The sequence below is a fragment of the Aequorivita flava genome (genome assembly GCF_038742595.1).
In the GTDB taxonomy this organism is placed as follows: Bacteria; Bacteroidota; Bacteroidia; order Flavobacteriales; family Flavobacteriaceae; genus Aequorivita; species Aequorivita marisscotiae.
The window spans coordinates 23,775-47,239 of record NZ_JBANCF010000006.1; the positions used below are offsets into that span (position 1 = coordinate 23,775).

The 23,465-nt window shown below is 38.4% G+C and carries 23 protein-coding genes; 11 read left to right on the plus strand and 12 right to left on the minus strand.

Annotated features, from left to right (window positions below; genetic code table 11):
• Positions 1–2: 2 nt before the first annotated feature.
• From VZD24_RS08890 to VZD24_RS08900, 3 genes are all read left to right on the plus strand, one after another.
• Positions 3–323: a hypothetical protein gene (locus VZD24_RS08890; RefSeq protein WP_279448216.1), complete on the plus strand. Its 321-nt coding sequence runs from the start codon at positions 3–5 to the stop codon at positions 321–323.
• A 50-nt stretch (positions 324–373) separates the two neighbouring features.
• A complete protein-coding gene (locus VZD24_RS08895) occupies positions 374–697 on the plus strand; it encodes a DUF4870 domain-containing protein (protein ID WP_279448217.1) in 324 nt (107 codons plus the stop codon).
• 77 nt (positions 698–774) lie between these two features.
• A complete protein-coding gene (locus tag VZD24_RS08900) occupies positions 775–1,434 on the plus strand; it encodes an alpha/beta hydrolase (RefSeq protein WP_342687503.1) in 660 nt (219 codons plus the stop codon).
• 2 nt (positions 1,435–1,436) lie between these two features.
• Here VZD24_RS08900 and VZD24_RS08905 read toward each other — a convergent pair whose 3' ends face one another.
• On the minus strand, positions 1,437–1,931 hold the full coding sequence (locus tag VZD24_RS08905) for a hypothetical protein (RefSeq protein ID WP_342687502.1): 495 nt from the start codon (positions 1,929–1,931) through the stop codon (positions 1,437–1,439).
• A 2-nt stretch (positions 1,932–1,933) separates the two neighbouring features.
• Positions 1,934–2,713 carry an MBL fold metallo-hydrolase gene (locus tag VZD24_RS08910; RefSeq protein ID WP_342687501.1) on the minus strand — a complete coding sequence of 260 codons (780 nt, stop codon included), beginning with the start codon at positions 2,711–2,713 and terminating at the stop codon, positions 1,934–1,936.
• A gap of 168 nt (positions 2,714–2,881) precedes the next feature.
• Here VZD24_RS08910 and VZD24_RS08915 point away from each other — a divergent pair, with 168 nt between their 5' ends.
• Complete coding sequence (locus tag VZD24_RS08915; RefSeq protein WP_342687500.1) at positions 2,882–4,339, plus strand: TonB-dependent receptor; 1,458 nt, start codon at positions 2,882–2,884, stop codon at positions 4,337–4,339.
• Here VZD24_RS08915 and bcp read toward each other — a convergent pair.
• On the minus strand, positions 4,336–4,788 hold the full coding sequence (bcp, locus tag VZD24_RS08920; protein ID WP_342687499.1) for a thioredoxin-dependent thiol peroxidase: 453 nt from the start codon (positions 4,786–4,788) through the stop codon (positions 4,336–4,338). The genes VZD24_RS08915 and bcp overlap by 4 nt on opposite strands.
• Before the next feature lie 30 nt (positions 4,789–4,818).
• Here bcp and VZD24_RS08925 point away from each other — a divergent pair, with 30 nt between their 5' ends.
• Complete coding sequence (locus VZD24_RS08925) at positions 4,819–5,478, plus strand: endonuclease III domain-containing protein (RefSeq protein ID WP_342687498.1); 660 nt, start codon at positions 4,819–4,821, stop codon at positions 5,476–5,478.
• A 97-nt stretch (positions 5,479–5,575) separates the two neighbouring features.
• Here VZD24_RS08925 and VZD24_RS08930 read toward each other — a convergent pair whose 3' ends face one another.
• Complete coding sequence (locus VZD24_RS08930) at positions 5,576–5,728, minus strand: hypothetical protein (protein WP_279448224.1); 153 nt, start codon at positions 5,726–5,728, stop codon at positions 5,576–5,578.
• Positions 5,729–5,785: 57 nt separating this feature from the next.
• Positions 5,786–6,370 (minus strand): RNA polymerase sigma factor, encoded by a 585-nt coding sequence (locus tag VZD24_RS08935; protein ID WP_279448225.1) that lies wholly within the window; start codon positions 6,368–6,370, stop codon positions 5,786–5,788.
• A 266-nt stretch (positions 6,371–6,636) separates the two neighbouring features.
• Here VZD24_RS08935 and uvrA point away from each other — a divergent pair, with 266 nt between their 5' ends.
• Complete coding sequence (gene uvrA, locus VZD24_RS08940; protein ID WP_373693825.1) at positions 6,637–9,414, plus strand: excinuclease ABC subunit UvrA; 2,778 nt, start codon at positions 6,637–6,639, stop codon at positions 9,412–9,414.
• A 338-nt stretch (positions 9,415–9,752) separates the two neighbouring features.
• Complete coding sequence (locus tag VZD24_RS08945) at positions 9,753–11,042, plus strand: hypothetical protein (RefSeq protein ID WP_342687497.1); 1,290 nt, start codon at positions 9,753–9,755, stop codon at positions 11,040–11,042.
• Between the two features lie 73 nt (positions 11,043–11,115).
• On the opposite strand, the gene VZD24_RS08950 is transcribed toward VZD24_RS08945, so the two are convergent.
• From VZD24_RS08950 to VZD24_RS08960, 3 genes are all read right to left on the minus strand, one after another.
• Positions 11,116–12,396 carry a glycosyltransferase family protein gene (locus VZD24_RS08950; protein ID WP_342687496.1) on the minus strand — a complete coding sequence of 427 codons (1,281 nt, stop codon included), beginning with the start codon at positions 12,394–12,396 and terminating at the stop codon, positions 11,116–11,118.
• Positions 12,397–14,832, minus strand: a complete 2,436-nt coding sequence (locus VZD24_RS08955; RefSeq protein ID WP_342687495.1) for a YfhO family protein — start codon at positions 14,830–14,832, stop codon at positions 12,397–12,399.
• Between the two features lie 169 nt (positions 14,833–15,001).
• Positions 15,002–15,265: a DUF4834 family protein gene (locus tag VZD24_RS08960; RefSeq protein ID WP_279448229.1), complete on the minus strand. Its 264-nt coding sequence runs from the start codon at positions 15,263–15,265 to the stop codon at positions 15,002–15,004.
• Positions 15,266–15,371: 106 nt separating this feature from the next.
• Between VZD24_RS08960 and VZD24_RS08965 the strand changes: the two genes are divergently transcribed.
• Both VZD24_RS08965 and VZD24_RS08970 read left to right on the plus strand, forming a co-directional pair.
• Positions 15,372–16,349, plus strand: coding sequence for a transporter (locus tag VZD24_RS08965; protein ID WP_279448230.1), 978 nt, complete (start codon positions 15,372–15,374; stop codon positions 16,347–16,349).
• A 9-nt stretch (positions 16,350–16,358) separates the two neighbouring features.
• Entirely contained in the window at positions 16,359–17,477 is a 1,119-nt protein-coding gene (locus VZD24_RS08970; RefSeq protein WP_342687494.1) for a GTP cyclohydrolase, read from the plus strand.
• A 62-nt stretch (positions 17,478–17,539) separates the two neighbouring features.
• Here the strand turns inward: VZD24_RS08970 and capB are convergent, their stop codons facing one another.
• The 3 genes from capB to VZD24_RS08985 all read right to left on the minus strand — a co-directional run bounded on the left by capB (position 17,540) and on the right by VZD24_RS08985 (position 22,232).
• A complete protein-coding gene (gene capB / locus VZD24_RS08975) occupies positions 17,540–18,799 on the minus strand; it encodes a cysteate-C-fatty acyltransferase (RefSeq protein ID WP_279448232.1) in 1,260 nt (419 codons plus the stop codon).
• Positions 18,800–18,980: 181 nt separating this feature from the next.
• Complete coding sequence (capA, locus tag VZD24_RS08980) at positions 18,981–20,018, minus strand: cysteate synthase (RefSeq protein ID WP_279448233.1); 1,038 nt, start codon at positions 20,016–20,018, stop codon at positions 18,981–18,983.
• Positions 20,019–20,096: 78 nt separating this feature from the next.
• Entirely contained in the window at positions 20,097–22,232 is a 2,136-nt protein-coding gene (locus VZD24_RS08985) for a S9 family peptidase (protein WP_342687493.1), read from the minus strand.
• Positions 22,233–22,297: 65 nt separating this feature from the next.
• On the opposite strand from VZD24_RS08985, the gene VZD24_RS08990 reads away from it, so the two are divergent.
• Together VZD24_RS08990 and VZD24_RS08995 are read left to right on the plus strand one after the other, a co-directional pair.
• On the plus strand, positions 22,298–22,621 hold the full coding sequence (locus tag VZD24_RS08990) for a YbaB/EbfC family nucleoid-associated protein (RefSeq protein WP_279448235.1): 324 nt from the start codon (positions 22,298–22,300) through the stop codon (positions 22,619–22,621).
• Positions 22,622–22,728: 107 nt separating this feature from the next.
• A complete protein-coding gene (locus VZD24_RS08995) occupies positions 22,729–23,049 on the plus strand; it encodes a YegP family protein (RefSeq protein WP_279448236.1) in 321 nt (106 codons plus the stop codon).
• A gap of 131 nt (positions 23,050–23,180) precedes the next feature.
• Here VZD24_RS08995 and VZD24_RS09000 read toward each other — a convergent pair whose 3' ends face one another.
• On the minus strand, positions 23,181–23,420 hold the full coding sequence (locus tag VZD24_RS09000) for a hexameric tyrosine-coordinated heme protein (protein ID WP_279448237.1): 240 nt from the start codon (positions 23,418–23,420) through the stop codon (positions 23,181–23,183).
• Positions 23,421–23,465 lie beyond the last annotated feature (45 nt).

The window sequence follows — 23,465 nt, forward strand, 5'->3', positions numbered from 1 at the left end:
GAATGAAAACTTCGCCAGCAGGAAAATCGACCGCCCTTATAGCCTACGCCCCTTTTGTAGGATTTTTAATCGCCTACTTTATCAACCGGGATGAGCAGCACGAATTTGCAACTTGGCATATTAAAAATATGTTTGGGTTATTTATACTGTTTGTAGTGGCAATGGTTGTACAGTCGCAAATTAACCTTACTGCCGGAGACGTGCTGTGGGTTATATGTTTTGTGCTGTGGTTATACTCTTGGGCTATGGCCTATTTTAACAAGCGGCAGGCTATTCCTATTTTAAGTGAAAAATTTCAGGAGTGGTTTACATTTTTAAGTTGAAAGTATTGGTTATCTTAGCTTTAAATTATTACTAACCAATAAATTTAGATATGGAAGCAAGTACAAACAACGGTAAAACCGTAGCCATAATAGCATACATTACCTTAATTGGCTGGATAGTGGCGCTCATAATGAACAATAAGGATAAAACCGCATTGGGATCGTTTCACGTTAGGCAAGCATTGGGTATTATGTGTGTAGGGGTTATTCTTTCAATAATTTCGGGTATAATAGACATTTACATTCTTTCGCGCGTGGTGTATCTGGCGGTTTTGGTACTGTGGATACTCGGGCTAATTAGCGCTGCACAGGGCGAAATGAAACCAGTGCCCGTAGTTGGAGAAAAATTCCAGGAATGGTTTAAAGGAATATAAATTTTTAAACAATTTTAACGAGACCTTTTATACTGAAAGACCTTCAGTTTAAAAGGTCTTGCTTATTTTTGCACTCTATGGAAAAGCAAACATTACTTTTAGAACACAATTATAGACCGGCCGCAAATGCGTCAGAAAATCCGCCTGCCATTATTATGCTCCACGGATTTGGTAGCGATGAAAACGACTTGTTTTCATTTGCAAACGAATTGCCCGAAAAATACGCTATTATTTCGCTTAAGGCACCCATTAGATTAGAGCCGTACGGCAATGCTTGGTACAATATATATTTTGACAATGCACAGGGAAAATTTAGCGACGACGAACAGGCGATTGCCTCCCGCGAATTAGTTTCAAAATGTATTGATGAAGTTGTAACAAAGTATAAAATAGACCCTAATAACGTAACGCTGTTGGGGTTTAGCCAAGGAACGATACTCAGTTTTTCCGTGGCGTTAAGTTACCCTGAAAAGGTTAAAAACGTAATAGGTTTAAGCGGGTATATTAATGAAGAAATATTAAAGGAGGGCTATGCCAATAATAACTTCAGCAAATTGAAGGTATATTCATCACACGGAAATGCAGATCAGGTAATTCCGGTACAGTGGGCGCGTAAAACCAAGCCATTTTTAGACAATCTGAATATAAATTGCACCTATTCAGAATTTGCTGTTGGGCATGGCGTAGCGCCGCAGAATTTTTACGAATTAAAAAATTGGCTGGCAGAAAATTCGTAATCCTATTGCGGATACAGAAATGAGCCGAGCGTGGTTAATTCCAATTCGTTCTCATTATTGAAAGAATAAGCCAGAATCATTTCGCCCCAATATTTACCGTCGGTAAAATCTGCAAGAATCCATTTGTGGTTTAGGAATTTCAATTTATTTATTTTCATATCGCCGTCCATTCCTTCAAAAGGCACCAATGGATTGTTTCCCTTTTTTAAGTTGAAATCATATATTTGATCGGAAACCTTGGCTTCAACATCGGCGGCTTCGTACCCCATATTTTCAAAATAGGTCATTGCGTTATCATTTCCATCTAATGAAAAATAATTTAAATCGCTCATTGAGCGCTGAAGCGTTTTGATGGAATCGTTCGCTTTTTCAACTTTGGCCTCTAAAAGTTCGATACGTTTTTCTTTCGATTCAAAAATGCTTTTTTCACTCATATATAAAAAGATGATAAAAAGCACTGCAAAAAGAAACAGGTACATAAATATTTTATTCCTCATAATTAGATTGTTATTGTAAGTGTATCGTAGGCCAAGTGTACGTTTTCGGGTAGCTTTTTTTCCACTTCCTCGTGAAAGCCCATAACGTGGCTAATGTGTGTAAAATATGTTTTTTGTGGTTTTACGTTTTCAACAAAAGCTAAGGCTTCTTCAATATTAAAGTGCGAATAATGACGTTCTTCGCGAAGGGCGTTGATTACCAAAACCTTGCTGCCCTTTACTTTTTCGGCTTCGGTATCCGAAATGGTTTTAACATCGGTTAAATAGGTAAAATCGGCCACCCGAAACCCCAAAACGGGAAGGGATGCGTGAAAGGCTTCAATGGCAATTACCTCTTGGTCGCCGATGGTAAAGGGGGTGTTTTTATCTATTTGAACGGGGGTAATACTGGGCGCGCCGGGATATTTATTTTCTAGTGCAAAAATATAGGCAAAGCGTTCTTTTAGCGATTTAAAAACCCGGGCGTGCGCATAAAAAGGCAAGCTCTTGCCCTGCATAAAATTAAACGGGCGAATATCGTCTAAGCCGGCGGTATGGTCGCTGTGTTCGTGTGTGAGCAAAACACCGTCTAATCTGTTTACGTGTTCGCGCAGCATTTGCTGTCTGAAATCCGGCCCACAATCTATTACATAAACAAATTTATCCCAACGCAATAAAACCGATACCCGTAAGCGTTTATCTTTAAAATCCGTGCTTTTACAAACTGGGTGGTCGCTACCAATAACAGGAATGCCTTGTGAAGTTCCCGTGCCGAGAAAAGTAACTGTAAGTTCTGAATTCATCTGCTTAAAATTGTATTTTTTTTATGGGCAGATACAACATAAACAATCCGCATTTGGATCTATTTTTTAAGTTTGGGAACCTATGTTTCATCTTCGCAAAAATAATGGTATTTTTTTTGTTTACCTATTGTATTCGCTACCTTTGTTAATTAAATTTAGAACGTTACTATGCCAGAATCCATAATTGGTGATAAGGAATTTGAAGATATTCCTTCCATAAAAAGTAAGGCTTTACGAATTAACCTAAACGAAAATATTTACGGCACTTTTGCCGAGATTGGCGCTGGGCAGGAAACGGTTCGTAATTTTTTTAGGGCTGGTGGGGCATCGGGAACTATCGCCAAGACCATGTCTGCGTATGATAAGGACTTTAGCGATGCTATTTACGGTATTGAAGAAGACGGCAGATATGTAACCGAGTCGCGCTTACAGAAAATGCTTACCCATGAATTTAAACTTATTGAGGAGCGCATTAATCGCGATAAGCACCCCAACCGATTGTTTTTTGCGTTTGCCAATACGGTGGCTACAATAGATTTTGCAAAAAAATACAAGGGCCACGGTTGGTTAGGCATTCGCTATCAGATTGATCCAAAGGAAGCTTATAACGAAATAACCCTGCATATACGCTTTCATGAAAACGATGCGCAATTGCAACAAATTACCTTGGGCACCTTGGGGGTAAACCTTATTTACGGCGCTTACTATAAATACGATCAGCCCAATAAATTGCTTCGGTACCTCTACGATCATATTGACAAGGACAAGATTGAAATAGACACCATTAATTTTTCGGGACCGCGTTTTGCGAAGGTTGACAATAGGTTAATGAGCCTTCAACTTATTAAAAACGGAATGACCGATGCGGTTATGTTTAATCCCGAAGGCCATAATATACTTCCGGCACGGATACTTTATAAGAAGAATATTTTAGCGCTTAGGGGTAGTTTTAGACCTGTTACCAAGGTAAATATCGATATGTTTGAACGTTCGTATGAAATGTTCTTAAATGAAAACAGGGTTGAAAAAGAAAGGACTGAAGTTGTTTTTGAAATTACCCTTTCAAACTTGCGTGCCGAAGGTGAAATTGATGAAGAAGATTTTATGGACCGTGCTAAATTGCTGTGTTCTTTGGGGCATACAGTTATGATTTCTAATTTTCAGGAATATTATAAACTAGTTGAATATTTTTCAAGATACACCAAAATGCGCATGGGGCTAGCGATGGGTGTAAACAACTTGGTAGATATTTTTGATGAAAAATACTATCGCCATTTAAGTGGTGGTATTTTGGAAGCTTTTGGAAAGCTATTCTTTAAAGATTTGAAGGTTTACCTCTACCCCATGAAGGATCCGGAAACCGGCGAATATATCAATAGCGAAAACCTAAAAGTACACCCCCGAATGAAAGAGTTGTACAAATTCTTTAAATACAACGGCAAAGTAGTTGACATTACAGATTACAAACCCGAAAACATGGATATATTCTCGCGAGAAGTTCTGTCGATGATAGAAAAACACGAAGAAGGCTGGGAAGAAATGTTGCCTCCCGGAGTGTCAGAAATTATTAAAGAAAAACATCTTTTTAACTGTAAAGCGGAACCCGCAAAAATCAGTAATACCTAATCTAGAATTTGGGCCGCGTGGTCTTTGGTTTTCACTTTGTCTATAACGCGCGTAATAGTTCCCGATTCGTCCATTATAAAAGTTTTTCGGTGAATACCGTCGTATGTTCTACCCATAAACTTTTTAGGTCCCCACACCCCGAAACCGTTAATTACTTCTTTGTTTTCATCAGCCAATAATGGAAACGGGAAATCGTATTTTTCTTTAAAGTTTTTTTGGCGCTTTTCACTATCGGCACTTACGCCAAGTAGCTCATACCCTTCCTTTTGAAGCTTTTTATAATTATCGCGAAGATTGCAAGCTTCAGCTGTACACCCCGGTGTACTTGCTTTTGGATAGAAAAAAACAACCCACTTTTTCCCTTTATAATCTTTAGAAGATATGCTATTTCCGTCTTGATCGTTTACTTTAAAATCTGGAGCTTTATCTCCTGCTTGTAATGTTTTCATTATCGCTATTTTTGTATAAAAGTACTTAAAATGACCAAACAAGAAAAGGTAACATTCGTTATTGATACGTTAAATAAGATTTATCCTCAGATTCCCGTTCCTTTAGACCACAAAGACCCCTATACATTATTGATTGCGGTGTTGCTTTCTGCACAAAGCACTGATGTGCGTGTCAATCAAATTACCCCAATACTCTTTGAAATTGCGGACAATCCATACGACATGGTAAAACTTTCTGTGGAAGAAATACGGGAAATTATAAAACCCGTTGGCCTTTCTCCTATGAAAGCGAAAGGCATCCACGGGCTTTCAGAAATGTTGATTGAAAAACACAACGGTATAGTTCCTGCAAGTTTTGAAGCTTTGGAATCTTTCCCTGCAGTCGGACACAAAACCGCAAGTGTAGTTATGAGCCAAGCCTTTAATATTCCAGCTTTTCCGGTAGATACGCACATTCACAGATTAATGTATCGTTGGGGATTTACAAATGGTAAAAACGTAGTACAGACAGAAAAAGATGCAAAGCGATTATTTCCAAAAGATTTATGGAATACACTGCATCTTCAGATTATTTGGTACGGAAGGCAATATTCTCCTGCGCGTGGCTGGGATTTAGAAAAGGACATAATTACAAAAACTATTGGTAGAAAATCTGTAATTAAGGAGTATTTAAAGAAAGTGAAAAAATGATTGGCATTAGAAAAGGAAGGACAAAAGACATTGTTTTTTAATGAGAGGGTAGAAATAAAAAAAACCCTGAAAAGCTAATTCCAGGGTTTTCCAAAGTTTAGTTTAGAAGCGCTTCAAACTTCATTTTATGGTAATCTATAACACTTAAAGCCATTGAATAATCCAGAAGAAATTTTATGGTTTCCTCTTTTGGAACTAATTTTTTATTCACGCTGTCCACACGTGATGTTTCAGAGTAAAATTTTTGCATAGAATATTATTTAGAGGTTATATTTCCAAATAACGAAGCAAAAATTATTTTATTGTACTAATTGGTTAATATAATATTGTGTTTATCAATCACTTTCCGCAAATTAATAAGTGCATATCGCATACGTCCGAGCGCGGTGTTAATACTCACCCCGGTTTGCTCACTTATTTCCTTAAAGCTCATATCCTTATACATTCGCATAATTAACACTTCTTTTTGGTCGTCCGGCAATTCTTGGATAAGCCTACGTACGTCATCTTCCACCTGCCCTTTAATCATTTGTTTTTCTATATTCAGCGAATTGTCGCTCAACACCGAAAATATATTAAAATCGGTATTGTTTTCAAATTTGGGCATGCGGTTGTTTTTTCTGAAATAATCTATCACCAAATTATGCGCAATTCGCATAACCCACGGAAGAAATTTTCCCTCTTCGTTGTACGCTCCTTTCTTTAAAGTTTTAATAACTTTAATAAAGGTATCCTGGAAAATATCTTCTGCGACATCCCTATCGAAAACTTTAGAATAAATAAAACTGTAAATTCGTTGCTTGTGGCGTGTTATTAGCTCACAAAGTGCAGATTCATTACCGTTCATATAAGCGTTTACCAAAAACGCATCAGAGTTTGTGCCTTGTTTCATATCACTACTTTTTTAAAAAATAAACAACTATGGATTTGGTTGCTTAGTTAAAATGTTTATTTGTTAAAAGTAAAGATCAGCTATAGGCAATATTTTTTTTATATGACGTTAAGAGCCGTAAATATAACAACAAAGAAATTACAAATGCAAAGAAAAGGTTAAATTTCTCGTAAAAAATAATAAATATCGTCAAATGTGCTTTGCTGAGACCGATATAGTATCTTTGCAGCCCCAATAGTTATCGGGATTAAAAAAGGAGAATTACATTGAATATTGAAACTATAGACATCAAAAAAAACATCCTTATCCAGGGTGCTAAATTACACAACTTAAAAAATATTACCGTTGCCATTCCACGCAATAAGTTGGTGGTAATTACGGGGCTTTCCGGTAGCGGAAAATCCAGTTTGGCATTTGACACCCTATATGCAGAGGGCCAACGCCGATACGTTGAGAGTCTTTCCAGTTATGCCCGTCAATTTTTAGGCAGATTAGACAAGCCCAAGGTAGATAGCATTAAAGGCATTTCGCCGGCAATTGCAATTGAACAAAAAGTAAACTCAACCAACCCACGCTCTACAGTGGGCACCTCTACTGAAATTTACGATTATTTAAAATTGCTCTATACGCGAATTGGAAAAACAATTTCGCCAATTTCGGGGAGGGAAGTAAAAAAAGACACCACTACAGACGTAATAAAGTTTATAAAGGAATTTCCGGAAGGCGAAAAAATGCTTCTCCTCGCTCCCATTCACTTGGAAGAGGGCCGAAGTATGGAGAACAAAATTAAGGCGTTGGCGCAACAAGGGTATTCGCGAATTAAAGTTGCAAATGAAGTTTTGCGAATTGATGAACTTAAAGATAATTCCTTCCCCAAAAAAATAGATTTGGTGATAGATAGAATTATCACCAAAAACGAAGAAGACTTTTACAATCGTCTGGCAGACGCCGTTGAAATTGCTTTTTTTGAAGGCAAGGGAGAGTTGTATATTGAAATGCTTTCTTCGAATAAAATAACAGAATTCAACAATAGGTTTGAAGCCGACGGCATGGTTTTTATGGAGCCAAATGCGCATCTATTTAGCTTTAATAATCCGTATGGCGCTTGCCCGGTTTGCGAAGGATACGGCGATGTTATTGGGATAGACGAAGATTTGGTAATTCCGAATACGGCCCTGTCAATCTATGAAAATGCTATCTTTCCCTGGCGGGGTGACAGTATGAGCTGGTATCGCGATCAATTGGTAAACAATGCGTATAAATTCAATTTTCCAATACACAAACCGTGGTTTGAATTAACATCTGAGCAGCAGCAACTCGTCTGGGATGGCAACTCATATTTTGAGGGGTTACATTCTTTCTTTTCGTATTTGGAATCGAAAAGCTATAAAATTCAAAATCGGGTAATGCTCTCTCGCTACCGCGGAAAAACGAAATGCGCAACCTGTAAAGGCAAACGCCTGCGTCCGGAAGCTGCTTACGTAAAAATAAACGGCACGGCCATACAAGAGTTGGTGGAGTTGCCGTTAAATAAAACTGCTGAATTCTTTCAGAATCTGCAACTTTCAGAATACGACCAAAAGGTGGCAAAGCGTTTGCTGCTGGAAATAAACAATCGACTTCGATTTTTGCAGGATGTCGGGCTGGGCTATTTAACGTTAAACAGAAAATCGAATACGCTCTCGGGTGGCGAATCGCAACGAATAAACCTCGCCACCTCTTTGGGCAGTAGCCTTGTGGGGTCTATGTATATTTTAGATGAACCTAGTATAGGGCTTCATCCAAAAGACACCGAAAGACTTATAGTAGTGCTAAAATCACTCCGCGATTTGGGCAATACGGTAATTGTGGTAGAGCATGACGAAGACATTATGAAAGCCGCAGACGAAATAATAGATATTGGTCCCGAAGCAGGAACTTTTGGCGGCGAAGTGGTGGCACAAGGAAATTATGCCGAAATTTTAAAGTCGGATTCGCTTACTGCAAAATATTTAAATGGCCGAATGGAGATTGAAGTACCGGAGAAAAGACGCACTTCAAAAAACAAGATTTCCATTACTGGAGCACGACAGAATAATTTAAAGAATATAGATGTTACATTTCCGCTAAATGTTTTTACTGCGGTAACGGGAGTTTCGGGAAGTGGGAAAAGTACGTTGGTGAAAAAAATTCTGTATCCTGCCCTGATGCGGCAAATTGGAGGATATGGTGAAAAACCCGGGCAATTTTCAGAAATTAAAGGCGATTTTAATACCATTAAAAGCATTGAATTTATTGACCAAAACCCAATTGGTCGTTCCAGCCGAAGTAATCCGGTAACTTATATTAAGGCGTATGACGATATTCGGAATCTGTACGCCTCGCAAAAACTTTCTGATATTCGCGGGTATAAGGCCAAGCACTTTAGTTTTAACGTAGATGGCGGGCGCTGTGAAACCTGTAAAGGCGAAGGTGAAGTAACCATTGAAATGCAGTTTATGGCCGATGTGCATTTAGTGTGCGATGCTTGTAACGGGAAACGCTTTAAAAAGGAAGTGTTAGAAGTAACTTTTCAAGGTAAAAACATAGACGATATTCTTACGATGACCGTTGATGATGCCGTAGCGTTTTTTGGCAATTCCAAGCAGGAAAAAATAGTATCAAAATTACAACCGTTGCAAGATGTGGGTCTTGGGTATGTGCAATTGGGGCAAAGCTCCTCTACCCTTTCCGGCGGCGAGGCGCAACGTATTAAATTGGCTTCCTTTTTAGTGAAAGGAACATCAAAAGAAAAAACGGTTTTTATTTTTGACGAACCCACTACAGGCCTTCACTTTCACGATATTAAAAAATTACTCGCATCGTTTTATGCGCTTTTGGAAAAAGGCCATACAGTTATTGTTGTGGAGCATAATTTAGATTTAATAAAATGCGCGGATTTTATAATTGATTTGGGACCCGAAGGCGGAGAAAACGGCGGAAAAGTGGTTGCAGCCGGCACACCAGAAACGGTTGCAAAAAACCAAGAATCGTTTACCGCCGAATATTTAAGAGAAAAACTTTAAATTGGTTTTGCACTATTTAATTTGCTGGAATTGCAAGCCGATTTGTTCCCGAGTAATTAAAATTTCAACTAATTTTTTGGCACACTAATTGAAACCAATACAATAGAAATAAGATTTTTAGTTTTTGGTTGGTTAGTTTTAAAAATCCGTTACAGCTTAAAAACCTGTAGCGGATTTTTTAATTATAGAGCCAAAGAATAAAATATTCCTATTAACCCCTTACAACCACCACTGAATATCAGTGTTTTAAAACTTTGGCACGGTCGTTGGTTATTTTGAAGTGTACAGCTGACCAAAATAATTATAAAGCGAGTACAAACCTTTAAAATTTAATTATTATGAAAAACCTAACCTTTATTTTTAGCATCCTTTTATTGGGATTTTCGGCACAGGCGAGCTCCCCAGAAAGTGAAAATAATCTCCGCAGAGGTTATGATGGTAGCGCCTATATTTTTATTGAAGGCGATGTGGAATTTTCAATATTCCCGGATGGCCAATTCGACTTTGTGTATGTTGGTCCACAAAAAAGCTCACAGGTTACCATTAGCACCCCCAACATGAATGTTAGCTATAATTCTGGGTATAATTACGACGCCTATGTACAATACGATGATTATGGCGCGGTAATACAAATAGAAAGCGTACCTATTTATTATGACTATTACGGCAGAATAATACAAGCCGGAAATGTAGATATTCAGTATAACGATAGACGAATTGCGCGCGTAGGTGGATTGCACATAGTGTACAATAACTTTGGCTATTTTTCGCATTGTACCGGGGTTATAAACAGATATAACCCGTATTATATTTATCGTCCTTGGCACGTGTATTACGCACCTCCAATTTACACTCATTGCGTAGTTTACGATTTGCCCTACAGAAGATATTACACACCTGTTCGGTATAGCTATCACGATCATGTTGTGTATTATAAAAAACGACATAAGATAGCGTATCGCAACGGACGTAGAGATTTTTATAGACCAGGGAGTAGAGTTTACGACAAAAAAGGAAGAGCTTCGTATAACAGAAATTTCGACCCTAATAGAAAAAACACCTTGATTGCCGCCAATAATTCACGAATTAAAAGCGACGTAAGAAATAGTGGCACACGAAACAATACTACAGTTCGCACCAATAACACGCGCAACAATAACAATGGGCGAAACAGTAGCGTTAAAAACTCTAACACCCGCAGTGAAACCATAACGCGCAACAGTAGTACCAACAGCAGGGGCGCATCTACAATAGACCGAAGTAAAAGTAAAAGGAGCGACAGCAAATATAAAAGCACTGTACCCAGTAGAAATTCGGCTAGCACGAGAGACAGCAGAAATACCGAAGTAAAAAGAAGCACTACTAGAAATAGTACGCAACGTAATTACAGTGACAATAATGTAAGAAATTCGCGAAGTGAGCAAAGCGCCCGCACAAATTCGAGAACCACTGCAAATAATAGAAGTAGTTCGGTTACTAGAAATAAAACACAGGTTCCTAAAAGAGAAACAGTAAATCGAAGTAGCGTCAACAAATCGAATACGACGGTACAACGGAATACGAGGAGCAACACTTCCCGAGGTACTAATTCCTCAAGAGGGGTTCGCTCTCGCGGAGGACGCGGATAAAAGATAGTTTTTTGGTTGGTTGAAAACCTTCGTGATTTGCCATTGGTGATGATCGAAGGTTTTTTTTATGGAATTAAACGACCTTAATTAGTGTAGCCATCCGCTGAGTTAATTGGCTTCGGCTGTATTTATCGATACCTTCGGAAGCAATTTGCAGCTTGCCCTTTTTATATGCTTCGTAGGATTTAAGGATTTCAATTTTTAACTCGGCATCGCTCCAATAGCTAAAAAATTTACCCGATTTAGTTTCCAATATAATTTCTTCAATATCGCTTTCTTTTGGTCCCAATGCTATAATCGGGCGTTTTGCAGCGAGATATTCAAAGAGTTTCCCAGGAATTATGGCACGGGTTTCGGCGCTGTTTATTTCAACTAACAATAGTAACTGACTTTGGTGTTGCAGTTTTAATGCTTTAGAATGCGAAACATAACCTAAAAATGTACAATTTTGATCAAGTTGAAATTTCTTGAGACTTTGCTTTACTTCATCGCTTACGGCACCGGCAAATTGCAGGAGTAAATCTGCTTTAAAAGTTTCATTTTCCGTACAAATTTCGCTTAGAACCTTCCACAGCACCTCGGGATTGCGTTCGCTGAGCAAGGATCCAATGTGCGAGATAGAAAACGCTGTATCCGATTTAAAAATAATTTCCGGGAGTATATCGTAGCCGTTAGTAATTACCTCTATTGGGGTATCAGTAATCATCTGGAATTCCTTTTTGGTTGTAGGGCTGGTTACAGTAACTATGTTGGCAGATTTTAATACCGATGCTTCCAATTCTTTATGCTTTCGTGCCGAAGTTTTGTTTAATCGAAGCGATTTGTGGTAGTGAATGGTTGTCCACGGATCGCGGAAATCTGCAATCCATTTCAGGTTTAACTCCTTCTTAAGCTGCATTCCTATTAAGTGAACACTATGCGGAGGCCCCGTAGTAATTATCACATCTACAGTGTTTTCAGCTATAAATTGCGACAAAAATTTCACCGAAGGTTTTACCCATCCTACGCGGGCATCGGGAATAAAGAAATTGCCGCGCACGTAAAGCATAAGCTTCTCCATTGCAGACGAATCCTTCTTTGAAATTATACCGCTGCTCATTTTTTCAGTTTTCTTTTTTGAAAAAAGCTTTGCAAATCGGTACGGCTCGTTAATGGGGTGTTTTACGATTTTGATATCGTCGGGAATTTCAGCAGAAAAATTTTCATCAACCAAAGGATAGTTTGGATTTTCGGGGGCATACACAATGGGCTCCACTCCAAATTGACGAAAATATTTTACAAATTTTAACCAGCGCTGTACGCCCGGACCGCCTGCTGGAGGCCAATAATATGTAATGATAAGGGCGTGTTTCATTTACTGTTTTTCTTCTTTTTTTCGAAAGGCATAATATAAGCCACTCAACAAAATTAAAAGAAAAATGATACTGCTAATTAAGGAAATTGTACTTCCGGTTTGAATAACCTTTGGTTCAAATTTGAATTCTATTTTATTGTTTCCCGGCGGAATTACCATGGCGCGCAGCAGATAATTAGCTCTAAAATATTCTGCGGGCTTACCATTTACATAGGCATTCCAACCTTGAGGGTAATAAATTTCTGAAAAAACAGCCAATTGGGGCGACTTGGTAGCAGCTTCATATACCAAATGATTGGGCTGATAACTAAAAAGCTCGATGCTTGCAGTGCTATCCCTTGCAATTTTTTGGCTCGGAATTTTAGAAATAAATTCGTTGTTTACAACTGCGGTTACTTTAGTGTTTAAACTGTCTAAAAGCCTAATTTCCTCATCAGCATTTTCGGCAGGAAGTACATTTTCAACAAACCAAGCATCGCCATTGGCGTAGGGATTGCGTTGTGCTACCGCGCCACCGTTTTTGTTTTGTACAATAATATAGCGCACGTTTAGCATATTAAGCATACCAATATTGCCCTGGCTAATGTAGAATTCGTATAAATCCTGCATACGGCCGGGTTTTGCAGCGTGATAACCGCCCAAAGCATTGTGAAAATAACTGGCGCGACCACTGTTAAACGCATTTCCTGTAGCATCGTAAACACGGTAATGCCCATCGTCTTCCAAAATTTGAATATCGGCTCCGTTTTTCTGAAAGGGCTCATCTACTATTCGTGCCTGTACAAAGTCTTCTTCGTTTACATATCTTCTATCTACCCCCACTAAATCTACCAAAATCAAGATACAAAGTGCGCCAATTGCCATTCCCTTTTTAAGTGATCCCTTTATAAAAAACCATAGAACGGCTGCTGTTAATATTACAAAGATTAACGAACGAATGGCGTCTGAGGTAAAAAGCGACATTCTATCCTCGCGAATTGCCTCTACAAACGGAAGGCCCATTTCCTCACGAAAATAACTATCGTACGGACTGGCAAAATCGAAAAGGGATGTTTTAAAAAGAATAAACAGCAAGGTAAGGCCGCCAACGATTCCCGTGGAATAAAGCAGTGCTTTTTTCTTTTCCTTTTCCTGTTCAAATTTGTTGAAAAACTGATGAAGACCAACTATAGCCAGAATGGGAAGGATTAATTCAATAATTACCTGAATTGAAGAAACCGCGCGAAATTTATTGTAAAGCGGAACGTAATCGATAAAGAATTGGGTCAGGCCGCTAAAGTTTTTACCCCAGGATAAAAGAAGCGTTAAAATAAATCCTGCAACAATCCACCATTTTATTCTTCCACGAACTAAAAACAAGGCCAAAACAGCCAGGAAAATCACGATAGCTCCAATATACGCCGGGGCGCCTACAAAAGATTGATCGCCCCAATACATTGGAATCTGGCTTAAAACCTGATTTGCTTCTTGTGCCGAAGCACCCATGCGCATTAAACTTTCAGCGGTTTTTGAATCGTTGGGAAAAGCTTCCGAAGAACTTCCACCCATAAACCGCGGAATAAAAAGATTAAAACTTTCCAGCTTGCCGTAGCTGTATTCGGTTATATAGTCAAAATCCAATCCTGTTTTGTTGTCCTTTGGCGTATTGTCGGCATTTATGGTAAGCTCTGTTTTGCCGCGCGTAGAAGTATCTGCATATTCTTTGGTAGCTAAAATATTGGTAGCATTTAAACCAATAGAAATCAATACCGCTACAGCCATTATTCCAATGGCCTTAAAATAATGGGGCAACATTTTCTTTTTAAAAGCATCTATTAAATATACTATGCCAATGATTGCCACCAACAGTAATAGATAATAGGTCATTTGGAAGTGATTGGCAACCAGTTCCAGCCCCATTGCCACTGTTAGCACTAAAAATCCCCAGAGATATTTTTTCCGAAAAGTGAGGAATATGCCACTTAAAACAAAGGGCATATAAGCAATGGCGTGGGCTTTTGCATTGTGGCCAACGCCTAAAATTATAATTAAATAGGTAGAAAACCCAAAGGCCAAGGCCCCGAGAAAGGCGAGTTTATAATCTACTTTTAGCACTAAAAACAATAGGTATATCCCTATAAAATACAGAAACAGATAATCTGCCGGTCGCGGTAAAAACCGAATGGCGAGATCCAGTTGTTTTATATAATTATTTGGGTATTTGGCGCCCAATTGATAGGTAGGCATTCCGCCAAAAGCGGCGTCGGTCCAATAGGTTTCTTCACCGGTGGCTTTTCTGAAATCGTTCTGTTGCTTTGCCATCCCGGTATATTGCACAATATCGCTCTGGAATATTTTTTTACCCTGTAAAACAGGATTAAAATAAGCCAAGGCGGCAACGATAAACAAAACAAAGACAACTAAGTGGGGAAGAAATTTTTTATAGCTGGAGGGCATAATTTTACTTATGGGTTTGAAGTGGGGAAATTAGGGATTTTTTTTGAAAGAGAATTGAAAAAGAACCACGACCAAGGGAAAATGCAAATTTCAAATAAAACAAATTACGGCTGTAATGTTAATTAAAAAGAGTGGTACCGTTATACGGTAGGGTTTAAAAAGTTTATTTTTAATCTACCTCTTCGTAATCTACATATTCGCCAACTGTTTTAGATGCGCGTGAATTTTTGGAAGGATTTTTATCAATTGTAATACTTCCCTCCCGTTCACGTTCTGTATTCATATTTGTAGTATTTCCAAAAAATTGCTCAAACTGCTGTCCGGCCTTTTTTGAAATATACCGCATGAGGTAAGGGGTAGCGAGCCTAATAAGAAATTTAAGCCCAAAATAAACCAATAGAACGATTAATATCGTTTTTAGGAATGTCATCATAACTGTAAAATTGTTTTCAAAAATAAGTATTGATGCAGAAAAAGACGAATATTGACTATTAAATTAATGGTAAAATCTTATATCTTTGAACTAAACCTAACAATATATGAACACCAAATTTTTCTTATCCATTCTGTTCAGCTTATTCTTTTATCTAACCCTCTCGGCACAATATACCGAAATGATAAACACCAACCGTCCCGGGGGCTCTCAGGGCGCGTTTGCGGTAGGCACCAATGTATTGCAGATTGAAGCCGGCTATAGTTACGGAAAAGAAAAACACAGCCTTTTAAAAACCGAAACCGATGGCAATACCATAGATTATTCGGTGCGGTATGGATTTTTTAAAGAACGTTTGGAAGTGAGCTTTATGGGCGATTTTCAATCTAATACGGTTACCGATACACGTGCTGCGGTGGCGAGGGAATACAAGCTTTCAAATTTTAAGCACAACACAATTGGCGCTAAATATTTAATTTACGATCCGTACAGAAAACGCGATTTAAAAGGTCCCAATTTATACAGCTGGCGAAAAAACAACAAAGTACAGTGGGAGGATTTAATACCGGCAGTTGCACTCTACGCAGGGGCAAATTTTGATTTTTCAAACAATCCGTTTACCCCGGAGAATGAAAGTGTATTAAGCCCGAAATTTGTTATTTCTACGCAAAATAACTTTATTGGTGGGTGGGTTTTTGTGACTAATTTAATTGTAGATCGTGTAACCACCGAATTTCCAACCTATGGTTATATTGTAACCTTAACACACGCTACCAACAGGTACTTTTCTATATTTGTTGAAAACCAAGGATTTAAAAGCGATTTTTATGCAGATCAACTACTTCGGGGAGGAGCGGCAGCTTTAATAAATGAAAACCTTCAAGTAGATCTTTCACTTACTTTTAGTTTAAAGGACACTCCTTCAAAATTTTATGGTCGCTTAGGGGTTGCCTATCGTTTTGATATGCACGACACAGACGAATATTTGGAAGACAAAACCATTAAAGCTGAAGAAAAAAAGGCAAAAAACAAAAAAGAAGAACGCCAGCAGGAACTAGATTTAGACAATAACGGCGAACAATAGTATTTTTATATGATTACTGTAAAACAAACCAACTCCAAAAGTGATCTAAAAAAGTTTGTCACTTTTCCATTTAAGCTGTACAAAGGCAGTAAATATTGGGTTCCCCCTTTAATAAAGGACGAAATGGAAACATTAGACACCAAAAAGAACCCAGTGTTTAAAAATGCCGAAGCTTGGTATTATTTGGCGTATAAAAACGATGAAATTGTAGGCCGGATTGCCGTAATTTTAAACTATCTAGAAATAAACGAGCAAGGGAAGAAAAAAATTCGTTTTGGCTGGTTAGATATGGTAGATGATATTGAGGTAACAAAGGCGCTTCTTGAAAAAGCCTACGAAAAAGGGCGCGAACACAATCTTGAATATGCCGAAGGCCCGGTAGGTTTCAGCAATATGGAGAAAGCCGGAATACTCACTATGGGCTATGATGAATTAAACACCATGATTACTTGGTACCACCATTCGTATTACGCCCAACACTTGGAAAAACTCGGTTTTACCAAGCAAGCTACGTGGGTTGAATACACCCTGCAAATTCCCGATACTATATTTGAAAAAGTAGCAAAATTTTCAAGTATTGTTCGCCAACGGTATAAACTTTCGGTAATTCGATTTAAAAATAAAAAAGAAATATTACCCTATGTTAATGAAATGTTTGGCTTGTTGAACAAAACGTACAACACACTCCAAACCTTTGTTCCTATTCAACAGTACCAAATAGATTATTATAAAGAGAAATATTTTAGCTTTATCCACCCAGATTATATTTGCTGTATTAAAGATGAAGCAGGAAAGTTAATTGCTTTTTCCATTGTGATGCCTTCCTTTTCGAAAGCGTTGAAAAAAGCAAATGGGAAACTCTTTCCATTTGGATGGCGGCATATTTTAAAGGCGCAGAAAAAGAACGATACCGCAGCTTTTTATTTAATAGGAATTGATCCGGAGTACCAAGGAAAAGGCGTGACCGCGATTATTTTTGAGGAGATGCAACACCTATTCAATTCAAAAGGAATACACACTGTTGAAACCAATCCCGAGTTAAAGGAAAATACGGCCGTGCAGTTGTTGTGGAAGGATTACAATCCAGTGCAGCACAAAGAGCGGAGTACTTTTAGAAAAGACTTATAATTAAAAAATCCACCTTAAAAAAGGTGGATTTTTTTTGAAACTTCTGTTTTTCAGAGAAATTTTTATTCGCCCATTGCCGCAGCAACAGCTGCAGAAAGACGCTTGTACGTTCCATTCTCCAGTCGCTCGCGGATAGATGAAAAAGCTTCTAACGTTTCTTCAATATCTTCCATTGTATGCGATGCCGTTGGAATCATTCTTAAAAGAATTAATCCTTTCGGGATTACTGGATAAACTACAATTGAGCAGAAAATACCGTGGTTTTCACGAAGGTCTTTTACCAGCGCCATTGCCTCGGGAATACTTCCTTTTAAATATACTGGCGTTACACAACTTTGCGTAGTTCCAAGGTCAAAACCTCTTTTTCGAAGTCCGCCTTGAAGAGCGTTTACATTTTCCCAAAGTTTTTCCTTTAATTCAGGCATCGTTCGGAGCATATCCAAACGCTTTAACGCGCCTTCAACCAAAACCATCTGTAACGATTTTGCAAACATTTGCGAACGCAGGTTGTATTTAAGGTAGTTCATTATTTCTTCATCACCGGCAATAAAAGCGCCAGTACTCGCCATAGATTTTGCGAAAGTTGCAAAATACACGTCAATTCCATCTTGCACGCCTTGCTCCTCACCTGCTCCGGCCCCTGTTTTACCGAGTGTTCCAAAGCCGTGGGCATCATCAACAAAAAAGCGGAAGTTGTATTTTTCCTTAAGTGCAATAATTTCTTTTAGTTTTCCCTGTTCACCGCGCATTCCAAAAACCCCTTCGGAAATAAGCAAGATTCCCCCGCCGGTTTTTTCGGCTACTTTCGTAGCGCGTTGCAGGTTCTTTTCGATACTTTCCATATCGTTGTGCTTGTAAGTAAAACGCTGGCCTAAATGAAGACGAACCCCATCTATAATACAAGCGTGGGCATCAACATCGTACACGATTACATCGTCTTTTGCCACTAGGGCATCAATGGTAGAAACCATGCCTTGGTACCCAAAGTTTAATAGGTAAGCAGCTTCCTTATTTACAAAGGCAGCGAGTTCGCGCTGTAATTGTTCGTGAAGATCTGTATGGCCACTCATCATTCTTGCGCCCATTGGGTAGGCAGAGCCCCATTTTTTTGCGGCTTCGGCATCTACTTTTCTCACTTCGGGATGATTGGCAAGGCCTAGGTAATCATTAATACTCCACGTAATTACATCTTTGCCCTTAAATTTCATTCTGTTGGAAATTGGACCCTCCAGTTTTGGGAAAACAAAATAGCCTTCCGCTTGTTCAGCCCATTTACCCAACGGACCTTTATCTTTATAAATTTTATCGAATAAATCTCTCATCAACCTTTGTTTATTAAATACGGGACAAAATTAATTAAATTATTATAAGATTATTGTTTTTAGACATGAGATTTTAGATTTCGCAAATTCTTGTTTAGAAGTGATCCGCCAATACTTAAAAACCGATTGAGATATGCTCAACCGGTTTTTAAATAGTATTTCTAAAATCTCCAAGTAATTATTACTTGACGTATTCAATTTGTTGTATTTCCGCAGTTTCAGAATCAATGAAACCTTGTTGGCTCATCCAATCGTCGTTGTAAATTTTACTCATATAACGCGATCCGTGGTCTGGGAATATTACCACGATATTGCTATCTTCAGTAAATTCGCCTTCTTCCTCCAGCTGCTTTAAACCTTGCATGGCGGCGCCACTGGTGTACCCAACAAAGAGCCCTTCGGTTTTTGCAAGTTCACGGGCAGTATGCGCACTGCTTTCATCGGTTACTTTTTCAAATTTGTCTATAATGTTAAAATCTGTAGCGGTTGGAATCAAGTTTTTCCCCAAACCTTCAATTCGGTATGGGTAGATTTCATTTGCATCAAATTCCTTGGTTTGGTGGTACTTCTGAAGTACGGAGCCGTAGGCGTCAATACCTATAACTTTAATGTCTGGGTTTTGCTCCTTTAAGAATCGAGCGGTTCCAGAAATGGTTCCTCCAGTACCGCTGCAAGCTACCAAGTGGGTTATTTTTCCAGCAGTCTGTTCCCAAATTTCGGGGCCAGTTGTTTGGTAATGTGCATCAATATTCAATTCATTAAAATACTGATTGATGTAAACAGAACCTTTAATTTCGTTGTGTAATTTTTTTGCCACTTCGTAATACGAGCGTGGGTCGTCTGCACTTACGTGGGCGGGGCAAACATATACCTTGGCGCCCATTGTTTTAAGCATATCAATTTTATCTGCCGACGATTTTGAACTTACCGCCAAAATACAGTCGTACCCTTTAATAATACTAACCATTGCAATGCTAAAACCTGTGTTTCCACTGGTAGTTTCAATAATGGTATCGCCGGGTTTAAGAATGCCTTTTCGCTCGGCTTCTTCAATAATATAAAGTGCGATACGGTCTTTTGTAGAGTGCCCAGGATTAAATGCTTCTACTTTTGCAAAGTAATTACCCTTCATTTTTTGGGTAATTTTTGTAAGCTTTATCAACGGTGTGTTGCCTATAAGTTCCAACACATTATTGTGGGCTTTTATTTCTTCTTTCATAAAGAGGGAGTTCGTTATAAAAAATACCCAGTTACAAACTGAATTTTTTAACGCGACAAAGATAATGAAATATTTTTATTACTCCGTAATTCCTTCCAGATCCAATAGAAAGGCATAGTCCATTGCAACTTCCTTTAAGGCTTCAAAACGTCCGGAAGCCCCGCCGTGACCCGCATCCATATTTGTTTGGAGTAAAAGTATATTTGAATCGGTTTTTAAATCTCTAAGTTTTGCCACCCATTTTGCTGGTTCCCAATATTGCACTTGGCTATCGTGTAGCCCAGTGGTAACGAGCATGTTTGGATAGTTTTTTGGCATTACATTATCGTAGGGAGAGTAACTTTTTATATACTCATAATATGCAACTTCATTGGGATTGCCCCATTCGTCGTACTCGCCAGTTGTAAGCGGAATGGAATCGTCCAGCATGGTGGTTACCACATCTACAAACGGAACTGAAGCAATTACTCCGTTGTATAATTCTGGCGCCATATTTACAATAGCTCCCATTAAAAGCCCACCGGCAGAACCACCTGAAGCATATAAATGCTGCGGCGAGGTATAGCCCTGTTCAATTAAATATTTTGAAGCATCGATAAAATCGGTAAAAGTGTTTTTCTTTTTCAGCAATTTTCCATCTTCGTACCATTGTCTTCCCATATATTCACCTCCGCGAACGTGCGCAATAGCGAATATAAAACCGCGATCTAAAAGACTAAGTCGCACCGTTGAAAAATACGGATCTATTGTTGCGCCATACGAGCCATAGCCATAAATGAGCAGCGGATTGGTTCCGTCTTTTTTAATTCCCTTTCTATAAATTACCGACATTGGAATTTTTGAACCATCGGCTGCCGTAGCCCATAAACGTTCCGTTTGGTAATTGTTTTTATTAAACTTTCCACCTAAAACTTCGGTTTCCTTTAAGATGGTTTTCTCCTTGGTTTCCATATTAAAATCTATAACCGAGGCCGGAGTGTTTAATGAATTATACCCATAACGAAGTATTTTGGTATTAAATTCAGGGTTCTGCGTGGTAAAAGCGGTGTATGTTTCATTGTCAAATGGAAGATAGTAATCTTCACTTCCCTCCCATTTTTTAATTCGAATTTTTGTAAGTCCATCGCTACGCTCGCTTACCACCAAAAAATCGTTAAAAATATCGATGTCTTCCAATAGTACATCGGTTCTGTGGGCAATCATATCTTTCCAGTTTTCCGCAGCGGTTTTATCTTCAGAAGTTTTCATTAATTTAAAATTGAGCGCTCCATCTTTATTGGTTAAAACATACCAATTATTGCCGTAATGCGAAATACTGTACTCCAAGCCTCTTTTGCGCGGTTGAAAAATTTTAAAACTGCCCATCGGGTTATTCGCTTCCAACACGCGATATTCTGAAGTAAGCGTGCTATAGGAGCCAATTACAATATATTTGCGCGACTTGGTTTTGTAAACGTAGGTGCCGAAGGTATCGTCGGTTTCGGTAAAAACCAATTGGTCCGTAATGGGATCGGTTCCTAATGTATGGCGGTAAATTCTATCGGCGCGAAGGGTTTTTTCGTCCTTTCGGGTATAAAAAAGAGTTTTGTTGTCACTGCCCCAAGTTGCGCTTCCTGTGGTAAGTGGAATTCGTTCAGCGTAAATTTCGCCTGTTTCAAGATTTTTAATGTAGATGTCGTATTTTCTTCGGCTTAGGGTATCTACCCCAAAAGATATAAGCTTATTGTCTTCAGAAACACTTAAACCGGTAAGGTTATAGTAGCTATAATCTTTGGCCATTTCATTTACATCAAAAAGAATTTCCTCTGGGGCATTAAGTGACTCTTTTTTACGGGTATAAATTGGGTAATCTTTTCCTGTTTCGTAACGGGTTATATAATAATATCCATTTAATTTATACGGCACCGATTCGTCATTTTCCTTTATACGCGCCTTCATTTCCTCAAAGAGGTCTTCCTTAAATTTTTTAGTGTGGCCGGTGATAGATTCGTAATAGGTGTTTTCTTCATTTAAATACGCTATTACTTTTTCGTTGTCCGGATTGTTAAGCCAGTAATAGTTATCAATTCGAAGATCAGCGTGCTTTTCCAGTTTCTTTGGAATTTTTTCAGCTCGTGGGGGAGTAATTGTCATAATGTTTTTTGAAATTTCCTGCGCATTTATTGAAGCAGCAAAAATAAGGGAAGCAATTGAAAGGAAGGTTAGTTTTTTCATGATTCTAAGATTGTAATATAGAGTTACAAATTAGTAAATTTGCACCAAACTTTAATAAAAAAGATATGTTTGGAGATTTAATGGGAATGATGGGCAAATTAAAAGAGACCCAGCAAAAAGTAGAAGCTACAAAAAAGCGATTGGACACGGTATTTTTGGAAGAAGCCAGTAGCGATGGATTATTAAAAATAACCCTCACCGCCAACCGAAAAATCAAAACCATAGAAATTGCCGATGCGCTTTTGGAAGATAAAGAACAACTGGAAGATTATTTAATCCTCGCCTTAAACAAAGCTATTGAAAAGGCTACTAACGTGCACGAAGCAGAGGTGGCTGCCGTGGCAAAAGAAGGAATGCCTAATATTCCGGGATTGGATATGTTTAAATAAAGAATGCTAAAATTATGATAAAAAAGCATTTTCAATTTTTATAACCTCTTGCTATTTACGATATTGAGCCCGAGATAAATTATAAATACTTAAAACAACTAATTATTATGTTTGAATTGAAAAAAAGCGGTGATAAATTTCACTTTGTATTAAAAGCGGCTAACGGCCAAGTTATTTTAACAAGCCAAATGTATGCTACAAAAGCATCGGCTTCCAATGGTATTGAATCTATTAAGAAAAACTGTGGCAAAGACGATAGCTTTGAAATGAAAACCGCCAAAAATGGAAAAATACATTTCAACATAAAAGCGAGCAATGGGCAGATTATTGGTAGCAGCCAAATGTATGCCGCCGAGAGTGGTGCCAAAAACGGAATAGAATCTGTTCGGAAAAATGCGCCTAACGCACAAGTTAAGGAACTAGAGTAGTTTTATTTAAATACTACTTAACCACGAATTCACAAATAATATAGTCTTGTATTATTTGTGAATTCGTGGTTTTTTAATTTATACATTAATAGAAAACCGGTCCTAAAATTGCTTTCTATTGTGCCATAACACTATTTCCAATAATTGTTGGCGGCTGCAATTGTGGCAAATTCTGTGGCTACAACTTGACCGATTGCGATGAGCATTGCGGCATCTTCGGCATAAATAGGACGCAATTTATCGCGTACTGCCGCATCGGGTTGCGTGGCTTTAATTACCAATCGCGCCATTTTTACTGCTAATTGTCTCCCTTCTTCGGGGGTTTTGGTAATTAGTGAGTTTCCGGGAATCATTTGTACTTGTTCAGACATTTCTAAAAAAAATTTAAAGTTGATTTTTTAAAGTTACCAAAATAG